This window comes from Blastococcus sp. KM273128 (assembly GCF_021698975.1).
Taxonomy (GTDB): Bacteria; Actinomycetota; Actinomycetes; order Mycobacteriales; family Geodermatophilaceae; genus Blastococcus.
This window is the reverse complement of the sequence record NZ_SSXA01000052.1, coordinates 1-19,241: the sequence shown is the minus strand read 5'-3', so window position 1 is coordinate 19,241 and position 19,241 is coordinate 1. Positions and strand designations below refer to the sequence as shown.

The following is a 19,241-nucleotide window of genomic DNA, read 5'->3' as shown; positions in this document are numbered from 1 at the left end:
CGGCTGCGACCATGCCACGCGGGTCGGACGGAATCGATCCCTTCTCGTACCGCTCGAACTCGTCCGCCTCTCGCGCACCAACGGCACCATGAGGTCGCAGGATGCGTGAGAACCGCTGCGACATCCCCATTTCGACCCGAGAGCGAGCGAGACTGTGTCGTTCTCGGGATGGGGGATCGATGGCTGCACCGGTACTGCAGGGCCAAGCACTCGCGGCGGTTGCGCACCGCGGTTCGCACGTCCAGATCATCGCGAGCGCCGGATCGGGCAAGACCGAGGTCGTCTCCCAGCGGGTGGCCACACTCCTGGCGGAGGGCACGCCGGCCAGCGGCATCGTCGCCTTCACCTTCACCGAGCGCGCCGCCGCGTCGCTGAAGGAGCGCATCAGCGCGCGGGTGGCAGAGCGACTCGGACCTCAGGCTCTCGACCAGCTCGGCGGGCTGTACGTCGGCACCATCCACGCGTACTGCTTCCGCCTGTTGCAGACCTACGTGCCGCGGTACGAGACCTTTGACGTCCTGGACGAGAACCAGCTGACCGCCTTCCTCGTCCGCGAGGCAACACGCCTCCACATCAAGGACCTCGAAGGCAGCCTGTTCAAGTCGATTCGCGCGTTCCTGGAGAACCTCGACGTCGTGGAGAACGAGCTCCTCGTCCCCTCCCAGCTCCAGGAACCGCTCCGCAGCGTGCTCGAGCGGTACTACGCCTCGCTGGAGAAGTACCGGCTCCTCACCTACGGTCAGCAGATCGCTCGCGCCGTCGCCGGGCTGGACCGCCCCGAGGTCCGCGACAACGTCCTGGCCGACCTGCGGCATCTGATCGTCGACGAGTACCAGGACGTGAACCCTGCCCAGGAAGCGCTCATCCGTCGCCTGGCCGGCCCGGGCGTGAGCCTGGTCGTCGTGGGTGACGATGACCAGGCCATCTACGGCTGGCGCGGATCCGACGTCGGCAACATCACCTCGTTCGCGCAGCGCTACGGCAACGTCGCCACCTTCTCCATCACCGAAAACCGGCGCAGCCGGCCGACCATCGTCGGCACCGCGGATGTCTTCGCCCAGTCCATCCCGGGCCGCCTGCCCAAGGTCATGACCGCGACCCGCACGCCCGGGGGCGTTGAGGTCGTCAAGTGGTTCGAGGACATGGAGGAGGACGAGGCAGCCGAGATCGCCGAGGCGACCCGACGCCTGCACGACAAGGGTTTGGCGTACCGGGACATCGCGATCCTGGTGCGCAGCCGGACGAGCTATCCCCGACTGCTCGCCGCGCTCGAGGATGCTCGCGTTCCCGTCCAGCCGGCCGGTCGCACCGGCCTGTTCGACCGGCCGGAGGCCGAGGTCCTGGGCAAGACGTACTGCTGGCTGGTCGACCACGACTATCGGTCGGCCGGCTATGGCGCCCAGTCGCAGACCGTCACCGAGGAAAGCCTGGTCGCCGACTACGCAACAGCCTTCACGCTTCCCCAGGCAGTGACGGCCGAAGTCCGCCGCCTCTTGCGGCAGTGGAAGAGTGCTGTGCACCAGGAGGCCCGCAGGGTCGATCTGGTCCGCGACTTCTACGAGCTCATCGACGTGCTCGGCTGCAAGCATTGGAATCACGACGATCCATACGCCATCACGCGGCTCGGCACGCTCGCCCGCTTCACGACGCTGCTCGCCGACTACGAGTCGGTTCGCCGTAGGGCCCGCCCGGACGATGCGACGCCCGGTGAACAGGTCGGGGGCCAGGATCGGGGCCTCTGGTATTACAAGAACCTCGCCATCCACATCACGAACTACGCGAACGGCGAGTACGAGGGCTTCGATGGGGAGCCGGACGTCGACACTGATGCCGTGGACCTGACGACGGTGCACTCCGCGAAGGGGCTCGAGTGGCCAGTCGTCTTCGTCCCGTCACTGACGAAGGGCCGCTTCCCGTCCCGCCGGACCGGCAAGGTCCGACCGTGGCTGATCGACCGGTCGCTGTTCGATGCCGACCGCTACGAGGGCTCGGACGCCGATGAGCGGCGCCTCTTCTACGTGGCGATGACCCGCGCCCGCGACTGGCTCTCGCTGTCTCGCCACGAGCGCGTGACGAAGAACAACGTGGCTCCCTCCCCGTACTGGGATGAGATCCCTGGCCCCCTGCTCACCACTCCTCCGCTCGCGGTACCGACCCTGCCCTCCGCGGCGGCGGACGGCGGCGCGTTGCTCCAGGTGACCTTCAGCGAGCTGGCCGCCTATGACGTCTGCGGGCTGGCCTACCGGCTTCGCAACGTGCTCGGCTTCCAGCCGACGCTGGCCCCGGAGCTCGGATACGGCAAGGCGGTCCACCACGTCATGCGAACGATCGCCGAGCACACCAAGGCGACGGGCACGACGCCCGATCCCGCGACCGTCGACCGGATCCTGGACGACGAGCTGTTCCTTCCGGCGGCCAACAAGGCCGCCCATCGGGAGATGAAGGACGCGGCCCGGCGCCTGGTCAACCGCTACATCGCCGACCACGAGTCCGACCTGCAGCGCGTGTGGATGACCGAACGCCCCTTCGAGCTGCATCTTGGGGACGCCGTGGTGTCCGGCCGGGCCGACGTGATCCTCGACCAGGAGGGCGGCGTGACCACCGGTCTGGCCATCGTCGACTACAAGACGTCTACCGGGGCGGTAGGCAGCCACGACCTGCAGTTGCAGGTCTATGCGGACGCCGGGCGACGCGAGGGCCTCGACGTCCGCGGCGCCTATGTGCACGACCTCAAGAAGGGTGCTCGCGAGCCGGTCGACGTGGCGTCTGCCGCGATCACTGCGGCCGAGATGACGGTGGGCACTGTCCTGCACGGGATGCGTCAACGTCAGTACACGCCCAAGCCGGGGACTGCGTGCCGCAGCTGCGACGTCAAGTCGCTTTGTCGCGTGGCGCAGTGACTTCCGCAGCTGGGCACGGGTCCCCGCCGTCGCGTCACCTGTTCTTGGCGACCTTGACTCCACCCATCGCAAGGGCCAGGAATCGGCCGTAGGTCGGGTCGCCCGCGTCGCTCAGCTCGACCGACCGGTTGACCGTGTCACGCGCGAGGTCGGCTATGGAGAGCGCCACGGCAGTGGAGACGTCGAACGTGTCGTCGTAGTCGGCGCGCTCTCGTGCTACTTGCACGTCGAGGAACGCTCGGGCGATGCGGACGACGCGCTCGTCCAGCGAGCCGAGCGCCACACGGAGCGCCTGGTTGCCCCCTCCGGTGGCCGCAACCGCCAGGCTGGCGAGGTCGGTGTGCGTGACCCAGCGGACCACGGCGGCCTCCGCGGCGCCCCAGTCCGCCGAACCGAGCAGCCGCTGCGTGGCGCGGAACGAGAGTTCGTGGAAGATGGCGTAGTAGGCGCTGCTGATGGACCGGCGCAGCCTGATCGGCGTCGGCTGCCCTGCCGTACCGCGCCCGGCCAACTCGTCGGCGAGGTCGAGCAGCTCCGCGGCGGAGAGTGGTCGGGTGACGGTCACTCCCGGTTTCCGGCGGGTGTGCCTTGCGGGTCGACTGGCGCTCCGGTGCCCTCAACGGAGGCCGCTCCGCCCGCCGATACGTAGGAGATCTTGAACGGCTGATCTTCGCCCAGGCGCCGGGTGACGACCTCTCGCACTCCCCGGCGAAGCTCGTAGAACGCTTCCAGCGGCCAGGTGTCGCCCTTCGGCGGCACCAACCTCACCTCGATGAGCAAATAGCGTCCGTCGGGATCCTCGCGTTCCTCGAAGTCGACGCTTCGGACGTCGACGTCGGGGGTCGCCAACGCGCGAACGGCGGCGCTGATCGCTTCCCGCTGTTCAACTGCGACTGTCGGCACAACTCCTCCTTGAGGGACGGCGCGAAGTGAACGAAATCTCGACAGCCATCACCGCTACACCTCGAAGACCTTCATGACCTCGTCGCCGTAGTCGTTGATGACCTTGACAGCGATCCGGCCGGTCTCCGGCTTGTCGAACGGCCGGGACTCCATGCGGTAGAGCGACTCCCACGCGTCCGGCTCGATCTCAGCCTTCAGCGCTGCCTTGAGACGCTTGTACGGGTCGTTGCCGCCGGTGAAGTAGCAGTGGCGGACGAAGAACGACTCCTCGTTGTAGTTGGTGTCGATCATCCAGAGGGCGATCTGGCTGGTGTCGTCGCTGCGGATCTCACCGGTGGTGGGGTCGAAGACGTCCACGCCCTTCAGGTCGACGACGACCTGGCCTTCGTTCGTGGAGCGCAGCTCGATGTCGGGCTCACCGAAGACGGTGAAGAGGTTGCCCGCACCCGTCTTGGCGAGGTCCTCCCCCATCAGCAGGTCGACGTTCATCCGGACCAGTAGCACGCGGATCCGACCGACGGTTCGTTCACCGGCGACCGAGGCGAAGCCCTGGTCGGTGGTCTCGACTGTCACTCCGTCGGACTCGGTGACTTCGGTCGCCTGTGCGTCGAAGGCGAATCCGAGCACGCACAGCAGATCCACATCGCCGGCCCGGATCGCCTCGCGCGCGGCCGACTTGATGAAGGTCGGCGAGACGGTGCCGTACTGCGGGCCGATGGCGACGCCGACCCGGCTCGGCGCGGCCTCCTCGCCCTCCGCGGCCTCGGCCCGCTCACCGATCGCCTGGATGTAGATCCCGGCGTACGGCTCGATCCCGGCGAAGTGGATGCGCTCCTTACGCTTGCCGTTCTGGATGCCGGCCTTGGCGAGGTTGTCGAGGATCGACTGCTCGAACGTCGGCGCAGACGCATCCTCGGCCCCGGCCTGCTCGCTGATCGTCTCGCGATGCTCGATGTCGTCCGGTCCACCGGCGAACGCCAGCGACCGGTGCGGCGACAGACTCTCGACGGTGAATGGGCCAGTCACGCGCACCTTTGACTTGTCCTCGTAGGGCTTGTCGTAGAGGACCTCGAAATCGGCATGCCGCTTGATCGCCGCGTCGATCTCATCCCTAGACATGCCCTCTCGGAGGTCGGGATTGTTCGCAATGGACTTCAAGGTGACTCGTTGTACACGGTCAAATACGAAACCATGGCGGATGTCGCCATGAACCTCCGCCGGCGGCAGCGGCTTCCCGCTGGCTTGCTCCTCCTTCGCGCGACCCTCCACGGAGTCGGCGATGAAGTAGTACGGGAACTTGGCAGACATAAGGCGCTGACGGGCGAGGGCAAGCGCGACTCGAGACGTATCGATTGTGATCCACCGGCGCCCCCACTGCTCTGCGACGTACGCAGTCGTGCCGGATCCGCATGTAGGGTCCAATACGAGATCTCCGGGGTCAGTGCACATCAACGTGCATCGCTCGATTACTTTGGTGCCAGTCTGAACGACATACCATTGCTCTTCCCCGTAGCCACCCCTCGCCGTATCCGTCCAGAGGTTGGTGCGCGGAAAGTATGGGAAGTCGTCTGTGAACCGTCGGAATGCGAGCGTCTTCCCGTAGGCTTCCAGGCGGTCCGCGATTGAGAGGCGACCCATCCCGAGGGCATTCGTTTTCCACCCACCACGACCTGGCGTGTAATCAACGCCCCCGTGTGTGACCGGAAAGCGCGCCGAGTCAGGACTGGAGCTGGAAGTCAACGGGGAACGCCTGTAGACGCGCTCTCCTGCCGCAAGAGGCACCGTTCCGAGCTTCTCGTCCTTGGTGATCCGACGACTCTCGCCACTACGATTCAAGACATAGTCATAGTTAACCCAGTCAAAGCCGGGACGCTGCTCATGCAGCTGCCGATACTTGACCCTGTCGAGAGACTTGGCGTACCAAAGAATGTAATCCGAAACAGACGGGAGCACATCCGTCCCCCCAGATGGACTGCCGGCGGTATGCGTCTTACGAACCGTAATCATCGTCACGAAGTTTTCACTGCCGAAGACTTCGTCCATGAGACTCCGGACGAGATGCACGTTCTCGTCACCGATCTGAACGAAGCAGGATCCGCTGTCCGTCAGCAATTCTCGCGCACTCGACAGGCGGTCCGCGAGGTACGAAAGGTACGAATGGATGCCGAGTTCCCATGTGTCCCGGAATGCCTTGATCTGCTCGGCCTCACGAGCAGCGTCCTGGAGCTTGCCGTCTTTGACATCCCGCTTTCTGGCGGACACCTGCCAGTTCGACCCGAACTTGATGCCGTATGGCGGGTCGATGTAGATCATCTGCACCTGACCGCGCAGGGCTTCGCGATCAGCCAAGGACGCCATGACCTGTAGAGAGTCACCCAGAATCATGCGGTTCGACCAGTTCGCCTGGTGCTGGTAGTACTCGATCATGTCGAGCTCATCGAGGCCGTCGAAGGTCTCGAAGAGCGACAGCTCGGGCTCTACCTGGCCCGGCGCGGCGGTCTTGCGCAGGTTCTCCACAAGCACCCGCGGGTCGATCTTCTCCTGGATGTAGATCGGCGGGGCATCCACCGCAAGGTCGGTTCCGGCAGCTGGGTCGCCGTCCGGGTACTTGCCCTTCCAGATGAGCTGCGGGTCCAGGCTGGGGTCCCGGGCCAGGGCCACCGTGCGGATCGCCTCGAGCTCCGGCGTCCCGAAGTCCTCGACCGCATCGGCCGTCGGCAAGTTGACCCGGGTGTCCCGGTGCTCGATCGCCTCGACGGGTGTCGGCGTCTTCGGACCGTTCGGCTTACGCACCACGTGTGACCTCGTCGTAGTCGAGCAAATCGGGATCGCCGACGATCGGCGCGTCGGCGTACAGCAGGTCGATGGCCTCGGAGAGTCGCTCCCGGACGCCCAGCATTGTGGTGATCTCGACGTAGCCCCACCGCCCGAAGCCGCCGTGGTTGTTCACCGCGACGCACCACTGGTGGCGGGCGGTGTCGGCCTTGGCCTTGGTCGGTCCAGGGCTCTTCTGGCTGCCGGAGACCTCGACGACCAGCGTGCGCACCACGTCGTCCTCGCGCGGCTTCAACCGGACGAGGAAGTCCGGGATGTAGGAGTGCGTCCGGCCCTGGTGCACATACGGGATCACGAACCCCAGGTGGTCGTTCTTGACATACGCCACGACGTCGCGGTGCAGCTCGCACTCGGCGGCCAGCAGTTGCTCCCAGGTGTTGCCGTCTTTTCCGTCCAATGTGACGTGGCTGACCTCGGACTTCTCCGTCGCCACCACGGCCTTCCGCGTCGGGAAGGCGATGTCGGCCGTCGAGCCGACCGGATCGAAGCGCCGGATCATCGGGCGCAGCCGCTCCCGGCGGCTGCCGGCCTGGACGGCGATTGCCCGGTGGATGGCCTCCGCGGCCTCGGCCTGGCCCTCCGTCGAGGTGAGCAGATGCCCAATTGCGTAGCCGGGGGCGATGTCGACGCACTGCTCCAGCCACTGCCGCGCGATCGTCACCAGCTGGGGGAACAGCCAGGGGCGGGGGTCTTCCCCCAGCGCGGTCAGGTGGGTTCGCAGGAGCCGGGCCGCCAGGCGGTAGGCGACCTCCTGCCGGCGCCGGCCCTGCGCCTCGTCGTCGGTGACCGTCTCTCCCTCACCGACCACGCCTTCGACGTCCGTGCGGGTCGGGACCGTGCTGGGTCCGATGGGGAACCGCTGCGCCGTCGGCGGGTCGAACATGAGCTGCTCGTCGGGAATCTCGACCCGGTAGCCGTCGAGCTTGGGGAACTCGATCCGCAGGTGTTCCCGGCCGGGCAGCGACTCGACCATGATCGCCGGCGGCCGCGGCAAGGGATCGGGCCCGGGCCTGTCGCTAGGGATGAACGCAAACGGGATGCCGTAGACGTTGGCGTACTCGGGCTCAAACCTGCCGTCCTCGCCCAGCGCGTAGGACCGCCGACGGAGCCCGCGCCCGACCACCTGCTCGCAGAGCAGCTGGCTGCCGAAGGCGCGGATGCCGAGGATGTGGGTGACCGTGTTGGCGTCCCAGCCCTCGGTGAGCATGGCGACGCTGACCACGCAGCGGATGCCCTCGCCGAGCTTGCCTTTCTTGCCAACCGTGTTCATCACCTCGCGGAGCAGGTCCTCATCGGTGAGCGAGTCGGCGTCCGCACCCTGATTGCGGCGGCGGAAGTCGGCCTTGAACGCTTCGATCTCGGCTGCCGCGGCCTGCTTGAAGTCGGCCTTCATCGCCTCGCCCGACTCCAGCTGTGCGGAGTCGACGAGGATGGTGCGTGGCCGGTCCAGGAAGCGGCCGTCCTCGACGTTGCTGAATCGGGCGAGCTCGCCGGGAACGAGTACGCCGCCGTCGGTCTCCGTGCCGGCGATGTAGTCGTAGACCAGCTTGGAGACGACTGTGTTGGGGCAGACGACGATGAAGACGGGCGGGGGCTCGCCGTGTTGAGCGAGCGTCCGCTCCCAGTGCTCGAAAGCCCTCGTGTAGCTGCGGTAGAGGCTCTTCAGCGCGCCCTCGAGCTCGGCCGGCGGCACCCACCCGTGCAGCGCCTCGGTGGAGGACAGCTTCTTCTTCGGAAGGTGCGTGCCCACGTAGTCCCAGAGCCGCAGGTAGGTGACCAGGTCACCGGTCGCGTCGTCGTCCACCGGGGTACGCGGGATCTTCACGATGCCCGACTCGATGGCGTCCATCAGCGAGAAGTCGCTGACCACCCACGGGAAGATGTAGCCCTCTGAGTAGCCGGAGCCACCGAGGTAGAAGGGCGTCGCCGACAGGTCGAAGATCGTCTTGATGCCGACCTTGCGCTGGATGGCCTGGAGACCCTTGAACCAGACCCGCGCCGTCTCCAGGTCATCCTTGGTCTGGGATGCGGGAGCACCCTTGACGGCGGGGATCGGCTTGTCCTGGTAGCAGTGGTGCGCCTCGTCGTTGAAGACCACGATCTGCTCGTTGCGGCCGGCGAAGTCACGCAGCACTCGGGCGACCATGGCGTCCGGCGTCTCTGTGAACGGGTCGTCGGTCTTTCCCGCGAGCAGGATCTTCTTCGTGTTGGCGGCGACGCCCTTGATCTCCTTCGCGTCGCGCAGCAGGAAGGAGTGGTAGTTCGTGATCACGATCTGGGCCTGCTGCACGGCTGCGCGCAGGTCCGACGGCAGCAGGTCGCGCTCGTCGTAGTAGTTGCCGGGGTGCCCGGGCTGCAGCACCTGGAGCCGGTCTCGGATGGTGATACCGGGCGCCACGATCAGGAAGCGCTTAGCAAAGCGGGTGCCCCGCGGCTGCAGCACCTTGTTGGCCGTCTGCCAGGCGATCAGCATCGCCATGACGACCGTCTTGCCGGTGCCAGTTGCCATCTTGAGGGCCACCCGCGGCAGCCCGGAGTTGTGGTCGGCATTGGCCTCGTCGAGCTGGCGGCGCCAGTCCTTGTACCCGTGTCGGCCGGCCACCTCGGCGAGGAAGATCGCGGTCTCGGCGGCCTCCCGTTGCGCGAACAGGACGCGGTTCTCGCGGGTCGGGTCGGCCCAGTGCTCTAGCAGCTTGCGGCTGGTCGGCGTCACGCGCTCGTAGCCGCGGTACCGCCAGATCTCGACGTCTCGGCGGAGACTGTTGACCAGGCTGTTGCGCTCCCGGCGCTCGCCGGTGAGGTCGTAGTCGATCGTTTCTTCGACGAAACCGGCCTGGTTCTGCTGGCCCTTGCGGGCCGCGGGGATGGGGATGAACGACTCGCTCGGACGGCGTCCCTCCTTGACCGTGTTCGTCCGACCCTGCCGTCCCATCTCGTAATGCCGCGCCGGCGGGTCGTACGGACCGTTGAGGATCGGGCTCGCGGCGAGTGTCTCCGTCACGCGCGACCACGTCCCCTCGTCATTTCGAACCCTCGGCGTTCCGACGTCACCCTAGGTCTTCGGCCAGTCAACGGGTGGCCAGGACGATCGGCTCCATCGTCTGCTCCATTTCGGCCGCACGTTCGAGCGGCAGGGACGGCCAGCCGCTCCAACCCCGCGCCCGCACCTGCCCGACCTTGGCGGCCAGTTCGGGAATCTGGGCGACAGCGTCCGCGTACGCCTCGATGCGCTCTGGGTGCCTCGTCGAGTACTCGGGAAGGATGTAGTAGAGCCAGCCCGACGTCGTCGTGTCGCCGACGTTGATGTTCCACACCGGGGTGTCCTTGCCGTCGACCGGGTACCAGCCGGTCAGACCGGCGGTGCTTCCCGTGCCCCGGGAGAACCGGCCGCCGCATGCCTTGACGTCGTCGATGAGCCGGCGGACGAGCGCCATCTCCGCTTCCGAACGCGCCTCCGCCCCGGCGTCGAGCAGCGTCTGTTCCGTCCACGACGCCCGCTTGCTTCTCCGCTGCTTGGCCTCCACCGCCGCAGCGGTGCGACCGCGGACCTGCGGCACGTAGACGACCTGGCCTTCAGGTGCCGTGTACTGCGGCATCTCGATGCCCAGGACTTCAACGTCGCGCATCTGCTCGTTGAGGAACTCGATGATGCGCACCAGGCCGGGCGCGAGCCGGTCGGCCAGGAAGATGAGCCGGATCTTGCCGACCCGCAGGTTGTCCTCGACCGTCGTCCAGAACGCCTCGACGTCCTCCACACCCAGCTGCTCCTGGAGAAACGTGCCCGGGTCCGTGCTGCCGGCCGTCTGCGCGACGGCGTCGCGCAGGTCGTTCTGCCAGGTGGCGACGCCGTTGGCGGCGTAGTCGAGCATTTGCGCGACGACCTCCCGCCGCGCTCGCGTGTCCGATGCCCGCTTGACCTCGACGAGCACGGGCACGCCGGACTGGTCGAGGAACAGGTGGTCAAGGGACAGTCCGACGCTGTCCGCGGCTGCCACGGGCATCTCGCGTCGGACGAGCAGCAGTTTCGCGCTCTCCCCCGCTGTGCCGACACCGGCGACCAGCTCCGGGAACTGCGCGAGCACCTGCTGGAGGACGTCCTCGCTGGTGTAGTCGGCCTTGCGGAGTGCGGTCAGCTGCCCGCCGACCGCGAGGAAGATGGCGTCGTCGCTCATGCCCCCTTCACGCCCGTCTACCGCGCGTCACGACGACAGGAGGCGGCCAGGTCGAAAGCATTCAATAGCCCGTCCGGCTTCGCTCGAACGCCCACAGCGCGTGCTCCAGCACCGTCGGGCTCCTCTCTAGCGCGTCCGCGGCGCTCAGGACGACATCACGGGCTACTAACGGCGTCACCTGTCGGTGAACCGCGTTGCTCACCGCCTGCACCACCCAGCGGTCGGCTTTGACCCCTGGCCGGCCGAGAAGCATCCCGAAGTACTCCCAGGTGACCCAGCCGAGCCCGCGCACCGAGGTGTACGCACGCTTCTGACGGGGATCGGCCGGCTCCACATCGTCTGCGGATACCACCCCGACATCAACGAGCGCGGCAGCCGCACGCACGATCGCCTCTGCCTTGGGCACGCCGGCTGTTTTCTGCGCTCCGACCGTGCGCTGAAGCGATGCCGCGTCTATCTGCGCCAGCACGCAGAGGTCGTCCAGCGGCCCCTTGCCCCGCAGTGCTCGGTATGCAGCGACCGCTCGGTGGACGCCGGTCGGGGCCAGTAGGACATCGTCCTGAGCACTACCCGGCCGGCCGTAGCGCGCGCGAATTGACATGACGGCGTCGACCAGCGCAACCTCTGCCTCCCCCGGCCGACCGCCCGGCCACTCGACCCAGTTCTCGCCCAGGTGTGTCACCACGTAGACCCGAAGTGCAGCGACGTCGTCGTCGAGCAAGTCTCAACCTCCTCCGGTAGAACGCCACCGCGCCGCAGGCCGCCCGCGCAGCCTCGGGCAACCAATGCCCCGAGTGCCGGACTGATCGAGCGGGGGGGCATCGGGGGGCTTCCGTCGGGCTTCAGTCTCACTCCACTCTCAGCGCAGACGACGACGGTTCGCCGTCTGACGACCGGTGCTAGGGGCGCAGGTTGTTCCAGTCGATCTCGAAGCCCGCGTGGTCGAGTTCGCGGAGCAGCTTGGCTTTCCAGCCGCCCCCGGAGTCGATGTCGATGTAGTGGATGCCACCGGCGTCGGACGGCAATTCGACCCCCGCTTCAACGAGCACGGCGACGCGATTGCGTCCGAGCACACCCCAGAAGTAGCCGAGCTCGAGGACGACGTTCTGTCGGGCGCGGAGCTTCATCTCGCCCCCGCGGAGGCCGCCCTCGTCGTCGCCGGTCAGCAGGATGATGGCGTATCCGGCTGAGGACCCGTGCCGCTCGATCTGCTCGATCACGGTTCGGCCGCCAGTGACTTGTTCGTGCAGCACGATCGCCGGCCGGCCGGTGGTCCGCTCGACGAGCAAGAGCGTCTGGCTCTCGATCTTCGTATCGCGGCCGTGGACGACGAAAATGGAGTCAGCCGACTCGGTCTCGTCGGGGCCGGCCTGCGTGGGCTGGACCGTGCCGCCGTCGACACTATTCGTCGCCGTGGTCTTCTCAAGGCCGTACTTCTCCGCCGGGTCTGCCGGCGCGGCGTAGGGAGGGCGCCATGCGGGGGCGTGCCGCCCTGTGGAAGGCGCGGGAGCCAGCCGAACATCGGCGTTGTTGCCATCGATGTAGTCGCGCGCGAGTTCGTCGACCTGCTCTCCGGGGAGCCCGCCGACGATTTTTCGTAGCGTCCTTCGCTTCGACACGGGGCTGAAGTCCCGCCACCCTGCGGGCAGCCGTTCCGCTCCGACGGACTTGAGCACCCCATGCACTTCGAGGTAGTCCTTCTCGAGCAGGTTTGTCACCAGGTCGTCGACGAGGCCCTCTTCGCTGCTTCCGGAACGCACCCTCCAAGCCTACGGTCGTCCTACGACGGCCTCCGCTGGTAAAGCGAGTCGGACGCTGGACAGCGCGCCGACGGTCGGCTGGCTCACTCGCGAACAGGACAGCAAGACCGACTGCGGTAGCCGGTCACCGGGCCTGCGTCGCCGCCGGTGAGCCGGCGATCGTGGGTTCCGGCGGCCTGGGCTATGGCGGCGAGCATGAGGACCCGAGCATGGCGTTCGAGGCCGCCGGCGAGAGGTTGCCGAGGTCGACGGGCCGGCCAGGGCGGGCACCCGCTCGCCGCACCAACGGCGCTCGTGGCGGTCGAGCAGCTACCAGCGCCGCAGCCGGTGGAGCACTCCTGGCCGCTTCTCACAACCGGCCCCTCTTGGCTGCAGCGGGTCGGGGGAAGGGTGGGCCGAAGGCCCATCCCGTAGGGACGCGCAGCGCCCTTCCGGCGACCCGCTGGAGCCGACACACTCGGCCGGGGGTGAAGCGGCCTGGGTCCCAACACTCTCCGGACGATGAATAGGAGCGCCCGGCGAGCGCACATCGCGGATATCACCGCGGCCGAGGACGTGTCGCCGCTGTGGAGGGACGCGGAGCCCGGCCGCTCACCGTCCGGAGAGGAGCCGGGCCCACTTCCTGAAGCTCAGCGCGACAGGCGAGGCTCACTGTAGGCGTCACGACACGGCGGCCAGCCCCGCAGGCAGCACACCGCCGGAGCGACCCGACCGCTCCTGCCGGGATGCGTGAGCCACGGTACCCCTGCCTCGTATGCGTACCCACCGTGCCCACACGGTGCCCACAGAAGGGCCGTTTCGGACCATCGACGGCCATCGGCCGCCAATCATGAAACCGCAGGTCAGGAGGCAAATCGCTGATGATCATGCAGGTCGGCGAAGGGCCCCGAGATACCTCATAATCCCTGGGTCGTGGGTTCGAGCCCCACCCGCCCCACCGCGAATCACCTGGCCAGCGCATCGCTGGCACGGATGGCACGGCGGCAGTTCCACCGTTGACCCAACGCTTGACCCAACGGGCTGTGGATAACTGTGGGCCACACAGCTCGTCCAGTCCCCCGCGCTCCCTTGCCTGATCTAGCCATCCCGGGTCATGCTGTGCGGGCAACTGGCGCACCACCTGGTAAACGTCACCCCGCATCGAGCGGGGTTGCTTAAGGCCCACACGGAGCCCCTGCCCCGCCACAGAGCGGGCGAGCAAACCGTGGACCCGCGCTGCACGGACTGGCGCGCCAAGTCGGGCGAACTCAGATGACATCCCTGGGTTCGGCCCGGCTTCTTTGAGTTCTGGGCCTGAACCCTCCACTTCTTCTGGAGGACGACCCACCATGCCCAGCACCACCAAGCTCAGCCCTTCGGACCAGATGTGGTCCGACAAGGAGGCCGCCGCCTATCTCGGCGTCTCCTGCGTGACCGTTCGCCGGCTCCGCTACCGGGGCGTCCTGCCGTACCGCAAGGTCGGCGCCGCCGTGCGCATCCCGCGTAGCGCCGTGCTGGCCTACGCCGCGCCCCAGACCTGTCCCGCCCCGGGTTCAGTGGAGGCTCGGAACTGACGCGGAGACGGTAGTCGCCGCGGGGTGGTGCCGGTAGAAGTTGTCCTCGTGCTCGGCCGGTGGGATCAGTCCGATCTCGCCGCGCAGGCGTCGGTGGTTGAACCAGTCGATGTACTCGGCGGTGGCGAGCTCGAGGTCGTCGATGCCTTTCCAGGGGCCTTTGTTGCGGACCAGTTCGGCTTTGAACAGCGAGTTGAACGCCTCGGCCAGCGCATTGTCGTAGGAGTCGCCGGTGGAGCCGACCGAGGCCACGGCACCGGCCTCGGCCAGGCGCTGGCTGTAGCGCACCGCGAGGTACTGACCGCCCTTATCCGAGTGGTGAATGAGCCCGTCGACGTCGTGGCCGGCGCGGCGGCGGGTCCAGATGCCCATCTCCAGGGCGTCCAGTGCGAGGTCGGTGCGCAGCGAGCGCGACAGCTGCCAGCCCACCACCCGGCGGGAGAACACGTCGATGACGAAGGCGGCGTAGACCCAGCCGGAGAAGGTGCGGCAGTAGGTGATGTCGGCGACCCACAGCTGGTCCGGGCCGCTCGCGGTGAACGCCCGCTCGACCAGGTCCGGGCGTGCGTCCGGGCCGACACCGGGCACCGTGGTCCGCGGCCCCTTCGCCCGGGTGATGCCGCGCAGACCGCGGCGGCGCATCAGCCGCTCGACGGTGCACCGGGCCACCGGATAGCCCTGCCGGCGCAGCTCGGCATGCACCTTCCGGGCGCCGTAGACGCCGAAGTTCTCGGCGTGCACCCGCTCGATCACCGCGGTCGTCGCCGCGTCGGAGACCGTTCGCGCCGAGGGCGCCCGGGTCTTGGCGGCGTAGTAGGTGCTCGGGGCTATCTGCAGGCCGGCGTCTTTCAACACCGCGCAGACCGGCTCGACCCCGAAACGCTTCTTGTGCTCGTCGAGGTAGTCGACGATCACTTCAGTCGGCGGTCGAGCTCCGCCTGGGCGAAAAACGCCGACGCAGTCTTGAGGATCTCGTTCGCCCGGCGCAGCTCCCGCACCTCACGCTCAAGCTCGGCGATCCGCCGCGCCTCCTCCGTGGTGGTGCCCGGCCGAACTCCGCCGTCGATCTCAGCCTGGGTGACCCAGTTGCGCAGCGTCTCAGGGTTGATGCCCAGCTGCCCCGCCACTCGGGCGAGGGCACCGGCACGGGTGGCCGGGTCCTGCCGGGCCTCCACCGCCATTCGGGTCGCCCGCTCACGCAGCTCGTCGGGGTACTTCCTCGGTGCCGCCATGACTCTCATCCTCACGTGGATTGAGAGCCTCCATCAGACCCGGGGCGGGACAGCCAGGCGGGTGCGGACCAATTGTGGAACGCACAGGCGTTCTACCGCAACGTCTACCGCCCGGCGGTGGCCGCCGTGGGGCTGGCTGCCGACCCGTACACCGGGGTCCGGTTCCACGACCTGCGGCACACCTGCGGCAGCCAGTGGCTCGCGGACGGGCATGACATGTTCTCGGTATCGAGGTGGCTCGGGCACAGCTCCATCGCCTTCACGGACGCTGTGTACGCCCACGTCGCCAAGGAGCCCGACTACACCGCCGCCATCGAACTCACGCGCCGAGCGCGCCAGAGCGTGTAGTCTGGGTCACGCACCGGAGGGTCCCCGCTGAGAATTGTCAGCGCTTCCCGTTAACCGTTCGAGTGCCCGCGAGCGCAAGCCCCGCGGTGGCTGAGTCGGGGCGACTGCCAGAACCACGGAACGTCGTGCTTCTGGAGGACCCTGTGCCGCTTCTTGGACTGCTGGCAACGATCGTCGCGCCTATCTGTCTCCTGCTCGGCTGGTTGGCGTACTTGCGATTTGCTCGCTGGCTGGTGCAGCACACCGGCGACCCGGCCTCCCTCGCCCACGCGGCGACCCTGGCGCGCGCAGTGCGAAAGCAGTCGGACTCCCCGCCCGGCAACGACCTCCACCCCACGTAGTCACCGCTTCGACGTCGATGGGCTGGTTTCGGCTCCAGCTGTGTTCCGAGGACGGCTTTCAGGGGCAGTTGTCGGCCCCGCGGTCGCCTTTGCCATAACCGCGTGCAGTCGAGAGGCGCAGCTGCGATGATTGCGCGACTACGGGAGGGCTTGTCGTGACTATCACTGTGTCTCGTGGCCACTCCACGATCGCAATCGAGCGCAAGACCTTCATGGCGCTGATCGAGGATTCCTGGCAGCGAGAAGCGAAGGAGTACGAGAGGGCGCTGGAGACATCGCGCATCTCGTTCACGGACTTGGTGAATCTCGGGCGGCGCGCAGAGATTCCCTACACGCTCTTCTTCGCCCCGATGGACGTTGTAGAAACGCAGCTCAAGCGGAAGCAGGACGTGCTGCTACAAGGGGTCAGCAAGGACACCTTCTCGCTCAACTCGCGCGGCACGGTGCGTCTAGCTGACGTCGAGCTCATCGTCAAGGACTTGTTGCGCAAACAGAAGCTGTTGAAGAAGGTCGATCCGGACCTACCGGACAACGCCTTTGTGGGTGCGCTACGACGGTCTCGACTGACCGTTCAGGGTGACGCCGACTGGCTAATCACCGAGCTCGGCATTGATCGCTCATACCTGCTGCGCGTAAAGACAAAGGAACTCGCGTTCGAGCACGTTCTCGACAGCTTGGAGGAGCACAACATCTTCGTGTCCCAGAGCATGAGGAACTACATGCCGCAGCCCATTCCGAAGCGAGCGCAGTTCAGCGGCATCTGCATCCGGGACAAGAAGGTGCCGTTTCTGTTCGTGAACAACGGCGCTCACCGCGACGGCCCAGAGCCTGCGGGCCGGCGACTCCTCACGTTGGCGCTACTCACTGTGTGCCTTGCTCGGGGCAAGTTCAGGCCCGTCGCGTACTCCGACCAGTCCGACGATCTGATCGAGAACCGTGAATACGAGACCGCTGAGGAGATGCTTATGCCCGCGGCGTCAGTGGCGGACCTTCACGTCTCCTCCTTGGATGACGTCAAGGCGCACGCCACCACCTACTGCGTCACGCCGAGCGCCTTTCTGATGAGAGCGCGGCGACTCGCCCTCGTCGACGCTGTGACCGCTCGCGGCTACATGGCCATCTTGCGCGAGGAATTTCGGAACCGGCCGAAGGAGAAGGCGCGACAGCCGAAGCCAGTGAACGCGCTGCGCAAGTACAACAGCGCGGAGTACTCGCGTTCGCTGCTGAAGCAGATGGACGCCAAGCGGTTGCCTTCCTCGGAGATCGTCAGGGTGTTGTTCCAGAACCGTAAAGCCGTGTCTCTCAACGAGTACAGGGCGACGCTGTGACGATCGACCGCTACCTGGTGGACAACGTGACCCTGTCAATGCTGACAGCCAGCCAGAAGGCGTCCACGTTCATGCGCACCCGGTGTCGGATCCCGGAGGAAATCTTTCACGAGGCCCGGGGACTGCCGGACATTGAGACACTCAGACCGCTCGCCTACCCGATCACGACCACCGTGCTGGTCAACGTGAGGGCCGTGTTGGCAACAATCAAACCGGAGGACAAGGTAGTCGACTTGTACCGCAACGAGGGCAACGGCGACGTCATGCTGCTAGCCACCGCCCTCACCGAGATGTCGGTCAGTGCCGAGCAGCTATTCGGGGACCGCTGGATCATCGCCACAGCAGACAAGGGGCTCACCAGGAAAGCCGTCGAGCTGGGCGTGCAAACATGCACATCGGACGAGTTCATCAAGCTTGTTTGTCGGTTCGAATAAGGTTTCGCCCAGACGCGTCGCCGCGTTCTGCACCGTGGTCAGTACCGATCACGGAGGGCAGGCAGCATGCGGCGACGACGAGGTACCGGTCACACGATCAGTTCGAAGGTGACCGACGAGAACGGACAGCCGGTCACCTTCGCCACCCCTGGCGCGCCCACGGTGGACGAACGACGGCGGTACGCGCGGGCGGTGCAGCGGGCGACTACCCCGCCACCGCTTACCCCCGAGCAGCAAGCTGAGGTCGACGCGATCCATCAGCGACGACGCGAACTCTTCCCGGACACCGTGGACTGGTAACGGCCCTGACTCTATGGCCGTGCGAGCGCACAACTAGTCATTCCCATAGTCGGGCTCATAGTTATCGATGTAGCGCTCCTGAAAGCTTTCATGTTCCGAAAGCTGATGCTGCTGCTGAAGCTTGGCTGCTCCAATCTCGGCAGGCCCCTTGAGTTGCAACTCGCAGACCGGACAGTTCAACTCGTCCACGAGGTAGATGACGTCTCGAACAATCTCCTCATCCTCGATTCGCTCATCTGTGACGCGAACCGATCGCATAGTAATGGTGGCCGACTCCACGCACGCCGGGCATGCCACAGTCTTCTTGGTTTCACCGAAGAAGGAGAGCACGGTCGACGCCGTAACGACCTTCCTGGCATCCTTCTCCTCCGGACGTAGCTTCTGCGCGAAGTCCTTAGCCGCCTGAATCCGAAGTCCAATCTCGTGAGCCAGCCGACGATCTTCTCTGTCTACAAGGCTGCGGCCAAGCGTCAGCAGATCTTCCTCGATCATGTCACTGGGCTCCTCACCCAGATGCTTACAGAGGACCTCTACGACACGGGTGAACTGCGGGAGCCATTTGGACGAGTCGACATCCAAAGGGGAGCTACTCCTATGCATCTCCTCGTTTCTGAGACCAACGAGCGACAGGGCTTCGTCTTGCCGGTCCTTCGAGAAGCCCTCTACGAAGGCGCCCAAACGCTCGATTACTGTGCGGATTTGGATAGATTTCGGCGATGTGGAATTCGGCTTTCCGGGAAGCCCTGCGGCCTGCATGATCGAGTCACCCGTGGGGTCCGCAAGCAAGGTGGGATGCACTCTTGCTAAGGGTGCGCGCAGGAGGAACTCAAGCCCTAGCAGTAGCCAGAGAGCGAGTACGTCGTTCTCACCCTTCGGGTGACTGGCTCCACGGTGGAAGTAGAGCTTCGCCTTGGCGATGAAGCGTTCATCGTCCCACATCTGATCCCCCGTAGTAGATTCTCCGCAACGTGCGGCCAGCGATATTCACAGCTGCTCGTCGGTGCAGGAAGCGCCAATTGTCGAAAAGGAGAGCCCTGGGTCAAGCCCGCTGGCGTGGTGTGTGACGGCTACCGCGTGATCTTCATGTCTGGTCAGGCGCTGAGCGCCGGGATCGTCGGCTGGCCGGTCACCTCCT

The 19,241-nt window shown here is 66.4% G+C and carries 15 protein-coding genes and 1 other annotated feature; of the genes, 6 read left to right on the top strand and 9 right to left on the bottom strand.

The window, feature by feature from the left end:
- Positions 1-179: 179 nt before the first annotated feature.
- On the top strand, positions 180-2,900 hold the full coding sequence (locus E9529_RS14880; RefSeq protein WP_236831931.1) for an ATP-dependent DNA helicase: 2,721 nt from the start codon (positions 180-182) through the stop codon (positions 2,898-2,900).
- Between the two features lie 34 nt (positions 2,901-2,934).
- Here the strand turns inward: E9529_RS14880 and E9529_RS14875 are convergent, their stop codons facing one another.
- The 7 genes from E9529_RS14875 to E9529_RS14845 all read right to left on the bottom strand — a co-directional run bounded on the left by E9529_RS14875 (position 2,935) and on the right by E9529_RS14845 (position 12,570).
- Positions 2,935-3,465 carry a hypothetical protein gene (locus tag E9529_RS14875; RefSeq protein WP_236831930.1) on the bottom strand — a complete coding sequence of 177 codons (531 nt, stop codon included), beginning with the start codon at positions 3,463-3,465 and terminating at the stop codon, positions 2,935-2,937.
- Positions 3,462-3,803, bottom strand: coding sequence for a hypothetical protein (locus tag E9529_RS14870; RefSeq protein ID WP_236831929.1), 342 nt, complete (start codon positions 3,801-3,803; stop codon positions 3,462-3,464). Before E9529_RS14870 ends, E9529_RS14875 begins: the two co-directional genes overlap by 4 nt.
- A gap of 54 nt (positions 3,804-3,857) precedes the next feature.
- Complete coding sequence (locus E9529_RS14865) at positions 3,858-6,599, bottom strand: site-specific DNA-methyltransferase (protein ID WP_236831928.1); 2,742 nt, start codon at positions 6,597-6,599, stop codon at positions 3,858-3,860.
- Positions 6,589-9,639, bottom strand: a complete 3,051-nt coding sequence (locus tag E9529_RS14860) for a BPTD_3080 family restriction endonuclease (RefSeq protein WP_236831927.1) — start codon at positions 9,637-9,639, stop codon at positions 6,589-6,591. Before E9529_RS14860 ends, E9529_RS14865 begins: the two co-directional genes overlap by 11 nt.
- 67 nt (positions 9,640-9,706) lie before the next feature.
- Positions 9,707-10,810 carry a hypothetical protein gene (locus E9529_RS14855; protein ID WP_236831926.1) on the bottom strand — a complete coding sequence of 368 codons (1,104 nt, stop codon included), beginning with the start codon at positions 10,808-10,810 and terminating at the stop codon, positions 9,707-9,709.
- A gap of 61 nt (positions 10,811-10,871) precedes the next feature.
- Positions 10,872-11,531: a hypothetical protein gene (locus E9529_RS14850; protein ID WP_236831925.1), complete on the bottom strand. Its 660-nt coding sequence runs from the start codon at positions 11,529-11,531 to the stop codon at positions 10,872-10,874.
- 178 nt (positions 11,532-11,709) lie between these two features.
- Complete coding sequence (locus E9529_RS14845) at positions 11,710-12,570, bottom strand: TIR domain-containing protein (protein WP_236831924.1); 861 nt, start codon at positions 12,568-12,570, stop codon at positions 11,710-11,712.
- A gap of 1,328 nt (positions 12,571-13,898) precedes the next feature.
- On the opposite strand from E9529_RS14845, the gene E9529_RS14840 reads away from it, so the two are divergent.
- Positions 13,899-14,123, top strand: a complete 225-nt coding sequence (locus E9529_RS14840; protein WP_236831923.1) for a helix-turn-helix domain-containing protein — start codon at positions 13,899-13,901, stop codon at positions 14,121-14,123.
- Here E9529_RS14840 and E9529_RS14835 read toward each other — a convergent pair.
- Positions 14,103-15,355 (bottom strand): IS3 family transposase gene (locus E9529_RS14835; protein WP_374201356.1). Its coding sequence is split into 2 segments (ribosomal slippage): positions 14,103-15,064 and positions 15,064-15,355, totalling 1,254 coding nucleotides; the frame shifts between segments, so codons are not numbered across the junction. The two genes, E9529_RS14840 and E9529_RS14835, sit on opposite strands and share 21 nt — an antisense overlap.
- Positions 14,946-15,077: a sequence feature (AL1L pseudoknot), on the bottom strand. (Overlaps the previous gene by 132 nt.)
- 72 nt (positions 15,356-15,427) lie before the next feature.
- Between E9529_RS14835 and E9529_RS14830 the strand changes: the two genes are divergently transcribed.
- The 4 genes from E9529_RS14830 to E9529_RS14815 all read left to right on the top strand — a co-directional run bounded on the left by E9529_RS14830 (position 15,428) and on the right by E9529_RS14815 (position 18,106).
- Positions 15,428-15,703 (top strand): tyrosine-type recombinase/integrase, encoded by a 276-nt coding sequence (locus tag E9529_RS14830; RefSeq protein ID WP_236831921.1) that lies wholly within the window; start codon positions 15,428-15,430, stop codon positions 15,701-15,703.
- 496 nt (positions 15,704-16,199) lie between these two features.
- Positions 16,200-17,372, top strand: coding sequence for a hypothetical protein (locus E9529_RS14825; protein WP_236831920.1), 1,173 nt, complete (start codon positions 16,200-16,202; stop codon positions 17,370-17,372).
- Positions 17,369-17,806 (top strand): hypothetical protein, encoded by a 438-nt coding sequence (locus tag E9529_RS14820; protein ID WP_236831919.1) that lies wholly within the window; start codon positions 17,369-17,371, stop codon positions 17,804-17,806. Before E9529_RS14825 ends, E9529_RS14820 begins: the two co-directional genes overlap by 4 nt.
- A gap of 108 nt (positions 17,807-17,914) precedes the next feature.
- Complete coding sequence (locus tag E9529_RS14815; protein WP_236831918.1) at positions 17,915-18,106, top strand: hypothetical protein; 192 nt, start codon at positions 17,915-17,917, stop codon at positions 18,104-18,106.
- A 33-nt stretch (positions 18,107-18,139) separates the two neighbouring features.
- Here the strand turns inward: E9529_RS14815 and E9529_RS14810 are convergent, their stop codons facing one another.
- On the bottom strand, positions 18,140-19,045 hold the full coding sequence (locus E9529_RS14810; RefSeq protein ID WP_236831917.1) for a hypothetical protein: 906 nt from the start codon (positions 19,043-19,045) through the stop codon (positions 18,140-18,142).
- Positions 19,046-19,241: the final 196 nt, after the last annotated feature.